At 60.0% G+C, this 14,747-nt stretch carries 10 protein-coding genes and 1 pseudogene; 9 read left to right on the forward strand and 2 right to left on the reverse strand.

Annotated elements, in window-relative coordinates:
* The first annotated feature begins 62 nt into the window (after window positions 1–62).
* From J5J09_RS17895 to J5J09_RS22900, 8 genes and pseudogenes are all read left to right on the forward strand, one after another.
* The gene (locus tag J5J09_RS17895) at window positions 63–1,403 is read left to right on the forward strand and encodes a CmpA/NrtA family ABC transporter substrate-binding protein (protein WP_246746009.1); all 1,341 of its coding nucleotides are present in this window, start codon (window positions 63–65) and stop codon (window positions 1,401–1,403) included.
* A 91-nt stretch (window positions 1,404–1,494) separates the two neighbouring features.
* The gene (locus J5J09_RS17900; RefSeq protein ID WP_208552879.1) at window positions 1,495–2,580 is read left to right on the forward strand and encodes an ABC transporter permease; all 1,086 of its coding nucleotides are present in this window, start codon (window positions 1,495–1,497) and stop codon (window positions 2,578–2,580) included.
* Window positions 2,581–2,590: 10 nt separating this feature from the next.
* Entirely contained in the window at window positions 2,591–4,351 is a 1,761-nt protein-coding gene (locus tag J5J09_RS17905; RefSeq protein ID WP_208552881.1) for a nitrate ABC transporter ATP-binding protein, read from the forward strand.
* A gap of 9 nt (window positions 4,352–4,360) precedes the next feature.
* Window positions 4,361–6,808 carry a nitrite reductase large subunit NirB gene (gene nirB / locus J5J09_RS17910; RefSeq protein WP_208552883.1) on the forward strand — a complete coding sequence of 816 codons (2,448 nt, stop codon included), beginning with the start codon at window positions 4,361–4,363 and terminating at the stop codon, window positions 6,806–6,808.
* A 4-nt stretch (window positions 6,809–6,812) separates the two neighbouring features.
* Entirely contained in the window at window positions 6,813–7,148 is a 336-nt protein-coding gene (nirD, locus tag J5J09_RS17915) for a nitrite reductase small subunit NirD (protein WP_054148698.1), read from the forward strand.
* A 29-nt stretch (window positions 7,149–7,177) separates the two neighbouring features.
* Window positions 7,178–9,835 (forward strand): nitrate reductase, encoded by a 2,658-nt coding sequence (locus tag J5J09_RS17920; protein WP_208552884.1) that lies wholly within the window; start codon window positions 7,178–7,180, stop codon window positions 9,833–9,835.
* Window positions 9,807–11,291 (forward strand): siroheme synthase CysG, encoded by a 1,485-nt coding sequence (gene cysG / locus J5J09_RS17925; protein ID WP_208552887.1) that lies wholly within the window; start codon window positions 9,807–9,809, stop codon window positions 11,289–11,291. Before J5J09_RS17920 ends, cysG begins: the two co-directional genes overlap by 29 nt.
* Before the next feature lie 96 nt (window positions 11,292–11,387).
* Window positions 11,388–11,521 (forward strand): annotated as a pseudogene (locus J5J09_RS22900) (IS6 family transposase); the annotation flags it as partial.
* Window positions 11,522–11,608: 87 nt separating this feature from the next.
* Here the strand turns inward: J5J09_RS22900 and dgoD are convergent.
* Both dgoD and J5J09_RS17935 read right to left on the reverse strand, forming a co-directional pair.
* Window positions 11,609–12,757 (reverse strand): galactonate dehydratase, encoded by a 1,149-nt coding sequence (gene dgoD, locus J5J09_RS17930; protein ID WP_208552889.1) that lies wholly within the window; start codon window positions 12,755–12,757, stop codon window positions 11,609–11,611.
* A gap of 39 nt (window positions 12,758–12,796) precedes the next feature.
* Window positions 12,797–13,558 (reverse strand): FadR/GntR family transcriptional regulator, encoded by a 762-nt coding sequence (locus tag J5J09_RS17935; protein WP_348646472.1) that lies wholly within the window; start codon window positions 13,556–13,558, stop codon window positions 12,797–12,799.
* A gap of 204 nt (window positions 13,559–13,762) precedes the next feature.
* Here J5J09_RS17935 and J5J09_RS17940 point away from each other — a divergent pair, with 204 nt between their 5' ends.
* A complete protein-coding gene (locus J5J09_RS17940) occupies window positions 13,763–14,746 on the forward strand; it encodes an arabinose ABC transporter substrate-binding protein (protein WP_208552891.1) in 984 nt (327 codons plus the stop codon).
* The last annotated feature ends 1 nt before the right edge of the window (window position 14,747 follow it).

Here is a 14,747-nt window from a genome sequence, read left to right on the forward strand (position 1 = left end):
AGGGGAACGCTATGACTTTTCGCAAACTCAGCCTTCATGCGCTTATAAGTTGTCATGTGTCGATGGTCGCGATGTTCGCGTCCGGCGCAGCAAATGCCGAAATGCTCGATGTTGAGAAGGACGAGCTCAAGCTCGGCTTCATCAAGCTGACGGACATGGCGCCACTCGCGATTGCCAAGGAAAAGGGCTTCTTCGAAGACGAAGGTCTCTATGTCACGCTGGAGCCGCAGGCCAACTGGAAAGTCCTTCTCGACCGCGTGATCACCGGCGAGCTCGACGGCGCCCACATGGTGGCAGGCCAGCCGCTGGCAGCCACGATCGGCTACGGCACGAAGGCCCATATCGTCACGCCCTTCTCCATGGACCTGAACGGCAACGGCATCACCGTGTCGAATGCCGTCTGGGAACAGATGAAGAAGAACATTCCGGCCGGCACCGATGGCAAGCCGCAGCACCCAATCAAGGCCGATGCGCTGAAGCCCGTCATCGACGGCTACAAGTCGCAGGGCAAGCCCTTCAACATGGGCATGGTCTTCCCGGTTTCGACCCACAATTACGAGCTCCGCTACTGGCTCGCCTCCGGCGGCATCAACCCGGGCTTCTACTCGCCGAGCGAAGTCTCCGGCCAGATCAAGGCCGACGCGCTGCTCTCCGTCACCCCACCGCCGCAGATGCCAGCAACGCTGGAAGCCGGCACGATCGACGGCTACTGCGTCGGTGAGCCGTGGAACCAGGCCGCCGTCGCCAAGGGCATCGGCGTTCCCGTCATCACTGACTATGAAATCTGGAAGAACAATCCGGAAAAGGTTTTCGGCCTGACCGCCGAATTTACGGAGCAGAACCCGAACACAACTCTCGCGCTCACCAAGGCCCTGATCCGCGCCGCCGAGTGGCTGGATGCGGACAACAACGCAAACCGCGCTGAAGCCGTCGAAATCCTCTCCAAACCCGAATATGTCGGCGCCGATGCGGAGGTTATCGCCAACTCGATGACCGGGACTTTCGAATACGAAAAAGGCGACAAGCGCGAGGTTCCCGACTTCAACGTTTTCTTCCGTTACAACGCCACCTATCCCTTCTATTCCGACGCGATCTGGTACCTCACCCAGATGCGCCGTTGGGGCCAGATCCCGGAATTCAAGGATGACAGCTGGTACGACGAGACTGCCAAGTCCGTCTACAAGCCCGACGTTTACATGAAGGCCGCAGAACTGCTGGTCGAGGAAGGCAACGCCAAGAAGGAGGACTTCCCCTTCGGCACCGATGGCTACAAGCCGGCAACCACCGACTTCATCGACGGCGTGAGCTACGACGGCAAGAAGCCGAATGCCTACATCGACAGCCTCTCCATTGGGCTCAAGGGCAAGGAAAAGATCGAAGGCTCCGAGATCGTCGGCGGCTGATCGAGATGAGCCGGGGCGCGCATCTCTGCGCCCCGGCCTCACACCATAAGTACCAGTAGATCAATGCCAACCATCGCCAGGGACTGAAACCATGACCGATGCGACTGAAAGCCTTAGCTCCCCCGACCTTTCCAAGGTCGAGCGCCGCGAGCGTCTTTTCCAGCGGATAAACCGCGCCGCCCGCTGGCTGGATGCCCTTGGCCTCGCCTGGGTGACCCCCATCCTCAGGATGGCGGCCGGAGACAATATCGGAGAGCAGCTCTCGGAGTTGAAGCGCGTCCTGATCATTCCTCTCGTCGGCATCCTGGTCTTCCTGCTGCTCTGGGGTACACTCGCGCCACGCGTCCAGACCTCGCTCGGCGCCATTCCCGGTCCGGCGCAGGTTGCCGAACAGGTCGGCACGCTCTGGCAGGATTACCGCAATGAACGCGAGAAGGCCGCAGCCTTCTACGCCCGTCAGGATGAGCGCAATGCCAAGTTGGTTGCCGATGGCCAGCCGGACAAGGTCAAGAACCGCGCCTATACCGGCAAGCCGACCTATATCGACCAGATCGGAACCTCGCTCCTGACCGTCGCGCTTGGCTTCCTGGTCGGCACCCTGATCGCCGTTCCGATCGGCATTGCCTCGGGTCTCTCGAAGAGCTTCAACGGCGCCATCAATCCGCTGATCCAGATCTTCAAGCCGGTTTCGCCGCTCGCCTGGCTGCCGATCGTCACCATGGTGATCTCGGCCCTCTACGTTGATCCGGTCGACTGGCTGCCGAAGTCGATGGTGATCTCCGCCATCACTGTCACGCTCTGTTCGTTGTGGCCGACCTTGATCAACACCGCTGTCGGCGTCGCCTCGATCGACAAGGATCTCGTCAATGTCGGCAAGGTCCTGCAGCTTTCGACCGGCACCACGATCCGGAAGCTGGTGCTGCCTTCTGCCCTGCCGTTGATCTTCACGGGTCTGCGCCTGTCGCTGGGCGTGGGCTGGATGGTGCTGATCGCCGCTGAAATGCTCGCCCAGAACCCGGGCCTCGGCAAGTTCGTCTGGGACGAGTTCCAGAACGGCTCGTCCAGCTCGCTCGCCCGCATCATGGTTGCTGTCTTCACCATCGGCATCATCGGCTTTGCGCTTGATCGGGTGATGTACGCGCTGCAGTCCGCCTTCACCTTTACGCAGAACCGTTGAGGAGGCGCGCATGAGCATGCTCCAACTCAAGGACGTTTCGAAAAGCTTCGGCGACGGCAAGACCCGCAATGAAGTCCTGGCCAACGTTAACCTGGACGTTACCGAAGGCGAGTTCATCGCCATCGTGGGCTTCTCCGGCTCGGGCAAGTCCACGCTGATCTCGCTCTTGACGGGACTTTCCCGTCCAGACGAAGGCAAAGTGCTGTTCAAGGGCGAGGAGATCGTGCGGCCGGACAGCGCCCGCGGCGTGGTGTTTCAGAACTATTCGCTGATGCCCTGGCTTTCGGTCCGCGCCAATGTCGCGCTCGCGGTCGACGCCGTCCACACGACGAAGTCCAAGGCCGAGCGTGCGGAACTGGTCGACGGCTATATCTCGATGGTCGGGCTTGCCCATGCCATCGACCGCAAGCCTTCGGAACTCTCGGGCGGCATGCGCCAGCGTGTTTCGGTCGCCCGCGCGCTCGCCATGCAGCCGGAAGTGCTTCTCCTCGACGAACCGCTCTCAGCGCTCGACGCACTCACCCGCTCCAAGCTGCAGGACGAGTTTGCGGCCATCTGCGAGAAGGAAAAGAAGACCATTGTCCTCGTCACCAATGACGTCGACGAGGCGATCCTGCTTGCCGACCGGATCATCCCACTCACGCCCGGCCCGAAGGCAACGCTCGGCAACAGCTTTGATGTGAAGCTTGCCCGGCCGCGCGACCGTGCCGATATGAACTCCGACGAGGAGTTCGTGCGCATCCGCGCCGAGGTCACCGAGTATCTGATGGATCTTGGCAAGAGCCGCGGCAGCGACATCGAAACCGGGATCGTTCTGCCGAACGTCGTGCCGATCACCCAGAAGCCGCAGCCGGAAAAGCTGCCGGAGGCCTATACGCGCAAGGCTCAGTCAGCGATCGATAAGGGCTATGTGGAATTCTTCGAAGTGAAGAAGGTCTACCCGACCCCGAAGGGACCACTCACCGTCGTCGACGGCTTCGACCTCAAGATGCGCCAAGGCGAGTTCATCTCGATCATCGGCCATTCGGGCTGTGGCAAGTCGACGGTGCTCTCGATGGTCGCGGGCCTCAATCCCATCTCGTCGGGCGGCATCATCCTCGACGGTCGTGAAGTATCCGGCGCAGGTCCGGACCGTGCAGTCGTCTTCCAGGCGCCATCGCTGATGCCCTGGCTGACCGCACGCGAAAACGTGGCGCTCGGCGTTGACAAGGTCTATCCCGACGCAACGCCCGCCGAGCGTCGCGACATCGTCGAATATTATCTCGCCCGCGTGGGGCTCGCAGACAGCATGCACCGCTATGCGGCCGATCTGTCGAACGGCATGAAGCAGCGGGTGGGCATCGCCCGCGCCTTCGCCCTGTCGCCGAAACTGCTCCTCCTCGACGAGCCCTTCGGCATGCTCGACAGCCTGACCCGCTGGGAGCTGCAGGAGGTGCTGATGGATGTCTGGAAGCGCACCAAGGTGACCGCGATCTGCGTCACCCACGACGTCGACGAGGCGATCCTGCTCGCCGACCGGGTGGTGATGATGTCGAACGGCCCGAAGGCGAAGATCGGCAACATCATGGAGGTAGACCTGCCGCGGCCGCGCAGTCGCAAGGCGCTGCTCGCCCATCCCGACTACTACGCCTATCGCGAGGAATTGCTGGAATTCCTCGAAGCGTATGAAGGTGGCGCCAATCCGAGCGCCGAGCAACTGGCATCCATTCAGGAAAAATGCGCTGCCCGCGTCAAGCGCCAGCGGGCCGCCCGCATCGTCGCGGCGGAATAGGAGAGAGTCATGACGGAAAAACTGGTCATCATCGGCAATGGCATGGCGCCAGGCCGCATGCTCGAGGAACTGTTCGAAAGGGCCCCCGGCCTCTACCACGTCACGATCTTCAACGCCGAGCCGCGCGTCAATTACGACCGCATCATGCTATCGCCGGTTTTGTCGGGCGAAAAGGCCTATGACGACATCGTGATCCACGACGATGCCTGGTATGCGACACACAGGGTGACGCTGCACAAGGGTGCCAAAGTAACGGAGATCGACCGCCAGGCGAAGACAGTTACATCGGCGAACGGCATCACCGTGAGCTATGACAAGCTGGTCATCGCCACGGGATCGCTGCCCTTCATCATCCCGGTTCCGGGCCATCAGCTGCCGGGCGTTCTTGCTTATCGCGATCTCGACGATGTCGAAAAAATGCTCAAAATCGCCGAAGGCAAAGGCCGTGCGATTGTCATCGGTGCGGGTCTCCTTGGCCTGGAGGCGGCTTATGGCCTCAAGCGTCAGGGGATGGATGTCACCGTCATCCACCTTATGCCGACGATCATGGAGCGCCAGCTCGATCCGGCGGCTGCCTATCTCCTCGAAAAGGCACTGACCGAACGTGGCATAGAAATCATCACCAATGCCAACACGAAGCAGATCCTCGGACCCGACAAGGTTGAGGGTATCGAACTCGAAGACGGTCGCGTGATATCGGGCGACATGGTGGTCATGGCCGTCGGTATTCGCCCTGCTTCCAGTCTCGCCAAGGAGGCGGGGATCGCCGTGAACAGGGGCATCGTCGTCGACGATGGTATGATGACCTCTGATCCGGATGTCTTCGCGCTCGGCGAATGTGCCGAACATCGCGGGACCTGCTACGGCCTCGTGGCGCCGCTCTATGAAGCCGCCCGGGTTCTCGCGGACCGCCTTACTGGCGGTACCAGCGAATATCATGGCTCCGTCGTCAACACGAAGCTCAAGGTTACCGGCATCAATCTCTTCTCCGCCGGCGACTTCGCGGAAGCGCCGGACCGCGAGGAAATCGTGCTGCGCGATGCCTCGGCGGGCATCTACAAACGCCTCGTGCTGAAGGACAACAAGATCCTTGGCGCCGTCCTCTATGGCGAAACGGGCGATGGTTCCTGGTTCTTCGATCTGATGAAGCGCGGAACCGATATCTCTGAGATGCGCGACACCTTGATCTTCGGCCAGTCCTATCAGGGGGGAAGCCCGCTGGACCCTATGGCGGCCGTTGCAGCCTTGCCGGATGATGCAGAAATCTGCGGCTGCAACGGCGTCTGCAAGGGCAAGATCACGTCCACAATCACCGGCAAGGGTCTGACAACGCTGGACAGCGTGCGTGCCCATACCAAGGCATCTGCCTCCTGCGGCAATTGTACGGGGCTCGTCGAGCAGCTCATGTCGCTGACGCTTGGCGACGCCTACAATCCCGCCGCCGTCACGCCGATGTGCACCTGCACCGAACTCGGCCATGACGATGTCCGTCGGCTGATCAAGGCCAAGGGGCTGAAGACCATTCCGGCCGTCATGCAGGAGCTGGAATGGAAGACCTCCTGTGGCTGTGCCAAATGCCGCCCGGCGCTGAACTACTATCTCGTCGCGGACTGGCCCGACGAATATGCCGACGATTACCAGTCGCGCTTCATCAATGAGCGCGTTCACGCCAATATACAGAAGGACGGCACCTATTCCGTTGTCCCACGCATGTGGGGCGGGGTGACAAATGCCGCCGAACTGCGCGCCATCGCCGATGTCGTCGACAAATTCGATATCCCGATGGTGAAGGTCACCGGCGGCCAGCGCATCGACCTGCTCGGCATCGAAAAGGAAGACTTGCCCGCGGTGTGGGCAGATCTCGGCAAGGCAGGCTTTGTGTCAGGTCAGGCTTACGCAAAAGGTCTGAGAACAGTGAAGACCTGTGTTGGTTCCGACTGGTGCCGTTTCGGCACGCAGGATTCGACGGGGCTTGGCATCCGCATCGAAAAATTCATGTGGGGTTCCTGGACACCGGCCAAGCTGAAGCTCGCCGTATCCGGCTGTCCGCGCAACTGCGCCGAAGCCACCTGCAAGGATATCGGTGTCATCTGCGTGGACAGTGGCTTCGAGATCCACTTCGCCGGTGCCGCCGGCCTCGATATCAAGGGGACGGATGTCCTTGGCCTCGTCAAGACCGAGGACGAGGCGCTGGAGCACATCGTGGCACTCACCCAGATGTACCGCGAGCAGGGGCGCTATCTTGAGCGCATCTACAAATGGGCCAAGCGTGTCGGCCACGACGAGATCCGTCGGCAGATCATGGAGGATGCGGACAAGCGCCGCGCCTATTTCGACCGCTTCGTCTTCTCCCAGAAATTCGCCCAGGTCGATCCCTGGTCAGAGCGGGTCTACGGCAAGGACAAGCATGAGTTCAAGCCGATGGCGACCATCAACTACAATCAGGCTGCGGAGTGAGGCGATGAACGGAAACTGGATCGCGATTGGGACGATAGATGACATCCCGCTCCGCGGCGCGCGCTGCGTGAAGACACCCCAAGGCAAGATCGGGGTGTTCCGCACAGCCGAGAATGAGGTCTTCGCCATCGAGGATCACTGCCCCCACAAGGGCGGTCCGCTCACGCAAGGGATCGTGCACGGCAAGGCCGTGACCTGCCCACTGCACAACTGGGTTATCTCGCTGGAAACCGGCAGGGCGCTCGGGGCCGATGAAGGCGAAGTCAAGACCATCCCGGTCCGCAATATCGACGGTCATCTCTCCATCATGCTCGAAAGCATGATGGCCGCAGCCGAGTAATTGGAAGATCAACGCGCGGAGCCGCAGACATGTCCTGTGAAACCAAGACGACCTGCCCCTATTGCGGCGTCGGCTGCGGCGTGATCGCCGCAGTTGACGACGAGGGCAAGGTCAGCGTGCGGGGAGACCCGGACCATCCCGCCAATTTCGGTCGTCTTTGCTCCAAGGGTTCGGCGCTCGCCGAAACGCTCGACCTTGAAGGTCGCGCGCTTCATCCGGAAATCCATGGCCAACCCGCCGCTTGGGATGAGGCACTTGATCTCGTCGCCTCGGCCTTCCAGCGGACGATCGCCGATCATGGACCCGATTCCGTTGCGTTTTACGTCTCCGGACAGTTGCTGACGGAGGACTATTACGTCGCCAACAAGCTGATGAAGGGGTTCATCGGCTCCGCCAATATCGACACGAATTCTCGTTTGTGCATGGCCTCATCGGTGGCAGGTCACCGCCGAGCCTTCGGATCCGATACCGTACCGGCGTGCTACGAGGACTTGGAACTCGCCGACCTCGTAGTTCTCGTTGGCTCCAATATGGCTTGGTGCCATCCGGTCCTCTTTCAGCGTCTCGCTGCTGCCAAAGCTGCACGTCCCGCCATGAACGTGGTGGTCATTGATCCGCGTAGGACCGCGACGTGTGATCTCGCAGACCTGCATCTGCCGGTGCGCGCCGACGGCGACGTTGCACTTTTCAATGGTCTCCTTGGCTACCTTGCAGACAGCGGGACGATTGACTTGGACTATATGGCGAAGCACACGACAGGATTTCCTGAAGCGCTCCGGGCTGCTGGCCATCCAAGCATACACGACGTTTCGGAAGCCACTGGTGTACCCACCATCCTTATCCGCCAGTTCTTCAGTATATTCGGAAATACGAACAAGGTTGTCACCTGCTACAGCCAAGGCGTCAACCAGTCATCGGTCGGAACCGACAAGGTCAACGTTATTCTCAATTGTCATCTTGCAACGGGCCGGATTGGTCAGCCCGGCATGGGGCCATTGTCTCTTACCGGCCAACCAAACGCCATGGGCGGCCGCGAGGTCGGCGGGCTCGCCAACATGTTGGCGGCCCACATGGCGATCGAGAACCCGGTTCACCGCGAGCGCGTGAAGCGCTTCTGGAAGTCGCCAGTCATCGCGGACAAGCCCGGCCTGAAGGCCGTCGACATGTTCGATGCCGTCGCGGACGGCCGGATCAAGGCAATCTGGATCATGTCGACAAATCCTGTGGTGTCCATGCCCGATGCCGACAGGGTGAAGGCTGCGCTCCGCACCTGTCCCTTTGTGGTGGTCTCCGATATCCAGACGGACACCGACACCGCCCGTCTCGCCCATGTCCTCCTTCCGACCGCCGGATGGGGTGAAAAATCTGGCACCGTCACGAATTCTGAACGTCGCGTCTCCCGACAGCGACCGTTTCTGCCCGCCCCTGCCGAGGCCCGCGCCGACTGGTGGCAATTGGCAGAGATCGGCAAACGACTGGGCTTCAGTGCGGAGTTCGACTACGAGGGTCCGCCAGCGATTTTTGCGGAGCACGCAGCTCTGTCCGCATTCGAGAATGATGGTCAACGTGATTTCGACCTCGGCGGCCACATAGGCATGGACGCCTCGACCTACGACACTCTCGCGCCTTTCCAGTGGCCTTTGCGCAAAGACGGATCATCCACGCCCCGATTTTTCGCAGAAGGCGGTTTCTTCACAGCCGACCGAAGGGCGTGCCTCGTGCCGGTGGCGACACCTGCGAAGGTCGAAGCGGATAGCCGTTTTTGCTTCACTCTGAATACTGGTCGCATACGCGATCAATGGCACACGATGACACGAACGGGCAAAAGTGCGCGCCTGTCTGCCCACTACGCCGAGCCGTTTTGCGAAATCCATCCGACGGATGCCCAAAATGCGGGTATTGGCGACGCGGATCTTGTGCGTGTAGCGGCCGCAAACGGCCGTTCGATCGTCGTGCGGGCTCTGCTGACCGAACGGCAGATGCGCGGTGCGATTTTCGTTCCCATGCACTGGACGGGAGAGACGGCGCCAAGCGCGCGTGTTGACACCCTGGTCTCTCCCCATGTCGATCCGATCTCTGGACAACCTGCGCTGAAAATGGCCAGCGTATCGTTGGCGAGATATAAGGCTGAGTTTCACGGGTTCCTGGTGGCAGCCATGCGGCCGACCGACCTTCCGTTCGCCTATTGGGCCATTGCCAGGACTGAGGGCGGCTACCGCCTGGAGTTCGCTGGGGACATGCCGACCGACGGATGGGACGCCTGGTTGCGGCGCAGTCTGCAGCTAGGACGGAATCTCGACATGTCCGGTTATGTCGACGAGAAAGTGGGAGACCATCGGTTGCTCGCCTTCGAGGGCGAGAGGCTCTCGGCCGCTCTCTATGTCTCAGCGGACACGGTGTCGGTCTCGCGGCAGTGGGCCGCCGACCAGCTCATGCAAGTCCATGCGGACCATAATCTCCGCTCGAAGCTTTTTGCTGGTCGCCCGGAAGCCGGCCGACCCGACAAGGGTGCCATCGTGTGCTCATGCTATTCGGTCGGTGTCAACGAAATCAACGCCGCCGCACGAAGTGGTTGCCGCTCGGTAGAGGCGGTCGGTGCCGTATTGAATGCGGGGACGAATTGCGGGTCCTGCCGCCCCGAAATCAGGAGGATACTCGATGCGACGCATTGCCTTGCCGCAGAGTGATGGGCAGCCGCGCATTGCAGCGCTGGCAAAGCTCCCGGTTTTCTGGAACCTTTCAGGAAAGCGCGTCGTCATTGCAGGCGGTTCTGATGGCGCCGCCTGGAAAGTCGAGCTGCTACAGGCTTGCGGCGCCGAGGTCGAGCTTTACTGCGAGACCGATTACCTTGGCGAGACCATGAAGGCGCTTGTCGCGAGGACCGCAATGACCCATCATGCGCATCCTTGGCACTGCGGTATCTTCGGCAGAGCCGCCCTCGCGGTGGCCGATTGCGAAACGGAAGAGGAGGCTCGTGCTTTTTTCTGTGCGGCGCGCGCGGCAGCGGTTCCGGTCAACATCATCGACAAGCCCGCGTACTGCCAGTTCCAGTTCGGCTCGATCGTCAACCGCTCCCCTGTCATCGTTTCGATTTCCACCGATGGGGCTGCACCCATTTTGGCGCAAGCCATCCGCCAGCGGATCGAAACGCTGCTTCCGCACTCCCTGAGAGAGTGGGCGCGTCTGGCGCAAACGTTGCGGAGCGCGGTCAACATGAAGCTGTCGCAGGGCGGTGCCAGACGTCTGTTCTGGGAGCGTTTCGTCAACCGCAGCCTGTCGACCAATGAGCCGCCCACAGCGGCTACGGTCGATCAATTGTTTGCGAACGCGGGACAGATCGCGTCAGAATCAACGTCTGGATCGGTGACGCTGGTCGGAGCTGGGCCCGGGGCTGCCGAGCTCCTGACGTTGAAGGCGATGCGAGCGCTGCAAGCTGCGGACGTCATCCTGTTTGACGATCTTGTGTCGGCGGAGGTCCTGGAGCTGGCAAGGCGCGAGGCAAAACGGTTTCTGGTTGGCAAAAGGGGTGGGAGAGAAAGCTGCCGCCAAGACGATATCAACGACATGATGGTGCGTTTCGCCAAAGCGGGCAAACGTGTGGTGCGTCTGAAGTCGGGCGATCCGATGATTTTCGGACGCGCTGGCGAAGAAATCGCGAGGTTGGAGAATGAAGGAATTCACGTCGATGTCGTGCCTGGCATCACAGCCGCGTCAGCCATGGCGGCGTCCCTCAAGACGTCGCTCACCCACCGCGACCACGCACAGCAGGTGCGTTTTGTCACCGGTCATTCCCGCAACTACGAATTGCCCCGTACGATTGACTGGTTGTCGCTTGCCGACGCAAACCAAACTTCAATTTTCTACATGGGCGGACGTATGGCGGGCCAGATCGAGCAGAGTCTCATGGATAATGGGATGAAGTCCGGTACACCCGTCGTCGTCGTATCCTCCGTCAGCCGTGCACAAGAACGCCGCTGGGCCGGCACCCTGTGTAACCTCGCTAAAGGAATGCAAACCATCGGTGTCGACGAACCTGTTTTAATAGGTATTGGAGACGTTTTTGGCGATGTTGCACTTGCCCGCGCCCAGCTCGTCCAATTGACTTCCAAAAAAAGGGTCAAACGCATTGAATTTCCGTTTTGAGTTCTCGTGGACGCCAGGATTTAGCTGAGCCGATAGAAAATTTCCTGGTTAACCCTTCAGCGGTCAAATTGTCGCTCCGACGTCGCGGAGTGTACAATGATTGAGAATGCCATTGCCGAGAAGCTGAAGCCTCAGTCTAGTGATGATTTCAAAACGCGGCATCCCGAGGCACGGCTGACGATGCAGCAGATGACCTGTCTCTACGTTATTCGCGGAGCTACCTAGACGTTTCAGGATGACCGTTTAGCCGACAGTTAAAACGCTTGGTGCGAGGTTCACATCCGGGTCGACGAGAAGCGATATTCAAGCTGTTTTGTTTACCACTCGGCGACACTGCCATCCTCGTGGCGCCATACGGGATTGCGCCAGCGATGGCCTTCCTTTTGCCGCTCGATCACATACTGTTCGTCCACCTCGACACCTAGGCCGGGGCCCTGTGGGATGCTGACGAAACCTTCAGCATATTGGAATACCTCCTTGTTGGAGATGTAGTCGAGGATGTCGTTGCCGGTGTTGTAGTGAATTCCCAGGCTCTGTTCCTGTATAAAAGCGTTGTAGCTAACGGCATCGACCTGCAGGCAGGCGGCCAACGCAATCGGACCGAGCGGACAATGCGGCGCGAGTGCCACATCATAGGCCTCCGCCATGGTGGCGATCTTGCGACATTCGGTGATGCCGCCGGCATGGGAGAGGTCGGGCTGCAGGATGTCGACAAAACCGTCAGACAGAACTGACTTGAAGTCCCAGCGCGAATAAAGCCTCTCCCCGAGAGCAATCGGTGTCGAGCAGTGATTGGCAATCTCGCGCAGCGCTTCGCGGTTTTCCGAAAGCACCGGCTCCTCGATGAACAGCAGGTTGTAAGGCTGAAGTTCCTTCGCGAGCACCTTAGCCATCGGGCGATGGACGCGGCCATGGAAATCCACGCCGATCCCGATATGGGGACCGACCGCTTCGCGGATGATGGCGATCGTTTCCACCGCCTTTTCGACCTTATCCCAGGTGTCGACGATCTGCATTTCCTCGCAGCCGTTCAGCTTGATGGCCTTGAAACCACGAGCAACGACATCGCGGGCGTTGTTGGCTACATCCGAGGGTCGGTCGCCGCCGATCCAGGAATAGACTTTGATCCGGTCACGTACCTGGCCACCGAGCAGTGCATGCACAGGCTGGCCGAGTACCTTCCCCTTGATGTCCCATAGCGCTTGGTCGATGCCGGCGATCGCGCTCATATGTATGGCGCCGCCGCGATAGAAACCTGCGCGATACATTACCTGCCAATGATCCTCGATCAACATCGGATCCTTGCCGATTAAATAGTCCGAAAGCTCGTGTACGGCGGCCTCGACCGTCAGAGAGCGACCTTCGACAACCGGCTCACCCCAACCGACAATGCCCTCGTCCGTTTCAATCTTCAGAAACATCCAGCGCGGCGGGACGATATAGGTTGTGAGCTTGGTGATTTTCATGCGTTTCATCTTCTCTGATGTCGCTGGCGTTGCGCCCGCCTATTTCATGTTGTTGCGACCGATCACCCGTTCGGCAGCCGCCAGATCGTGCACGGCAAGATCGAGCATGCGGTTTGACGCCTGCCTTGCCTTTTCTCCGTCGCGCATCCGCAGGGCTTCGACTAGTTCGCCATGGATATCCACGGCGTCCTCGCGGCTTTCAACTGCGATATTGGAGGCGTGCAAGGCGTAACGAAGGGCGGCATGGATGGCGCTCGACAGCCGCCGGAAGACCTGGTTATGGCTGGCGAGAAGAAGCACCGCGTGAAACTGCACGTCGGCCTCGGTGAAGCGTTCCGGATCGTCGCTCGAATCGCGCATCTGGTGCCATGCGCTTTCGAGATCGGCAATCTGCTGCGTCGTTGCACGGCTGGCCGCCAGTTCCGCGGCGACAGGCTCGATCGTCCGCCTCGCTTCGAGGATGCAGCTGAGCAGGTCGAAATCCTTGATGTAGGGGCCGATCCATTCCAGCACGTCGGCGTCGAGGATATTCCAGTCATCCTTGTCGCAGACAATGGTGCCGACCCTAGGCTTGCCAAGCAGCAGCCCCTTGGACTCGAGGACTTTCAGCGACTCACGGATGACGGTGCGGCTGACGCCGTAGATATTGCATAGATCGTTTTCGCGTGGCAGCTGCGACCCAGGTGGATAACGATTTGCGCAGATGTCTTGTGCAATTGCCGCTGTAATGCTGCGTCGGACACGTGGTCGGCGAACCGTGACCGGTTCCTGCCCTTCGCTGTAATGCTCCAAGCGTGTCACCCCCGCCTCCCTCTGCCGTCTGACGCTCATTGTCTACCTGAATTTGCAGGGGCCTCAGATATCGCACCCCCATGCCCAATCGGCAATTCGCAATCTTTATCCTAATCATCATACCAAGACAATTGACTGGTATGATGATTTAACTTAATTCTTGACTGCTGTCGGGAGGCAGTTGCTCAGTTTTTGAGATTTGGGAGAGATCACATGCGTTCATGGAAAGCAGCCATTCTGGCTGGCGTTGTCGCGTTCGCGGCTGCCGGCACAACCTATGCCGCCGACATCAAGATTGGTTTTATCGTCAAGCAGCCGGAAGAACCCTGGTTCCAGGACGAGTGGAAATTCGCCGATCAAGCTGCGACGGAAAAGGGCTTCACCCTCGTCAAGATTGGCGCGGAGGATGGCGAAAAGGTCATGTCGGCGATCGACAATCTGGCTGCCCAGGGTGCGCAGGGCTTCATCGTATGCACGCCCGATGTCAAGCTTGGCCCGGGCATCGTGGCCAAGGCGATGGCCAATGACCTGAAGCTGATGACTGTTGATGATCGTCTCGTCGGTGCCGATGGGAATGCGCTCGAAGACGTTGTGCATATGGGCATTTCGGCGACCAAGATCGGCGAGACCGTTGGCCAGGCACTGGCCGACGAAATCAAGAAGCGCGGTTGGGACATGAAGAACGTCGGCGCCATCCGCGTGTCCTACGACCAGCTGCCGACCGCCGTCGACCGAGTTGAAGGTGCGATTGCAGCCCTGAAGGCTGCAGGCTTCCCGGCAGAAAATATCTATGATGCGCCTCAGGCCAAGACCGACACGGAAGCGGCCCTGAATGCGGCCACCACCGTGCTCAACAAGCATGCTGACGTGAAGCACTGGATCGCCTTCGGCCTCAATGACGAAGCTGTCCTTGGCGCCGTTCGTGCCACCGAGTCGGTCGGTATTTCTGCTGACAACGTCATCGGCGTTGGCATTGGTGGTGCAGAATCAGCGATCAACGAGTTCAAGAAGCCTACGCCGACCGGCTTCTTCGGCACGGTTATCATTTCGCCAAAGCGCCACGGCTATGAGACTGCGATGAACATGTACGAGTGGGTTGCCAACGACAAGGAGCCGGAAAAACTGACGCTGACCGCCGGCGCACTTGCTGTGCGCGGTGACTATGACGCTGTGCGCAAGGATCTCGGGATCGAGTAAT

Source organism: Ciceribacter sp. L1K22, from assembly GCF_017599385.1.
Lineage (GTDB): Bacteria > Pseudomonadota > Alphaproteobacteria > Rhizobiales > Rhizobiaceae > Allorhizobium.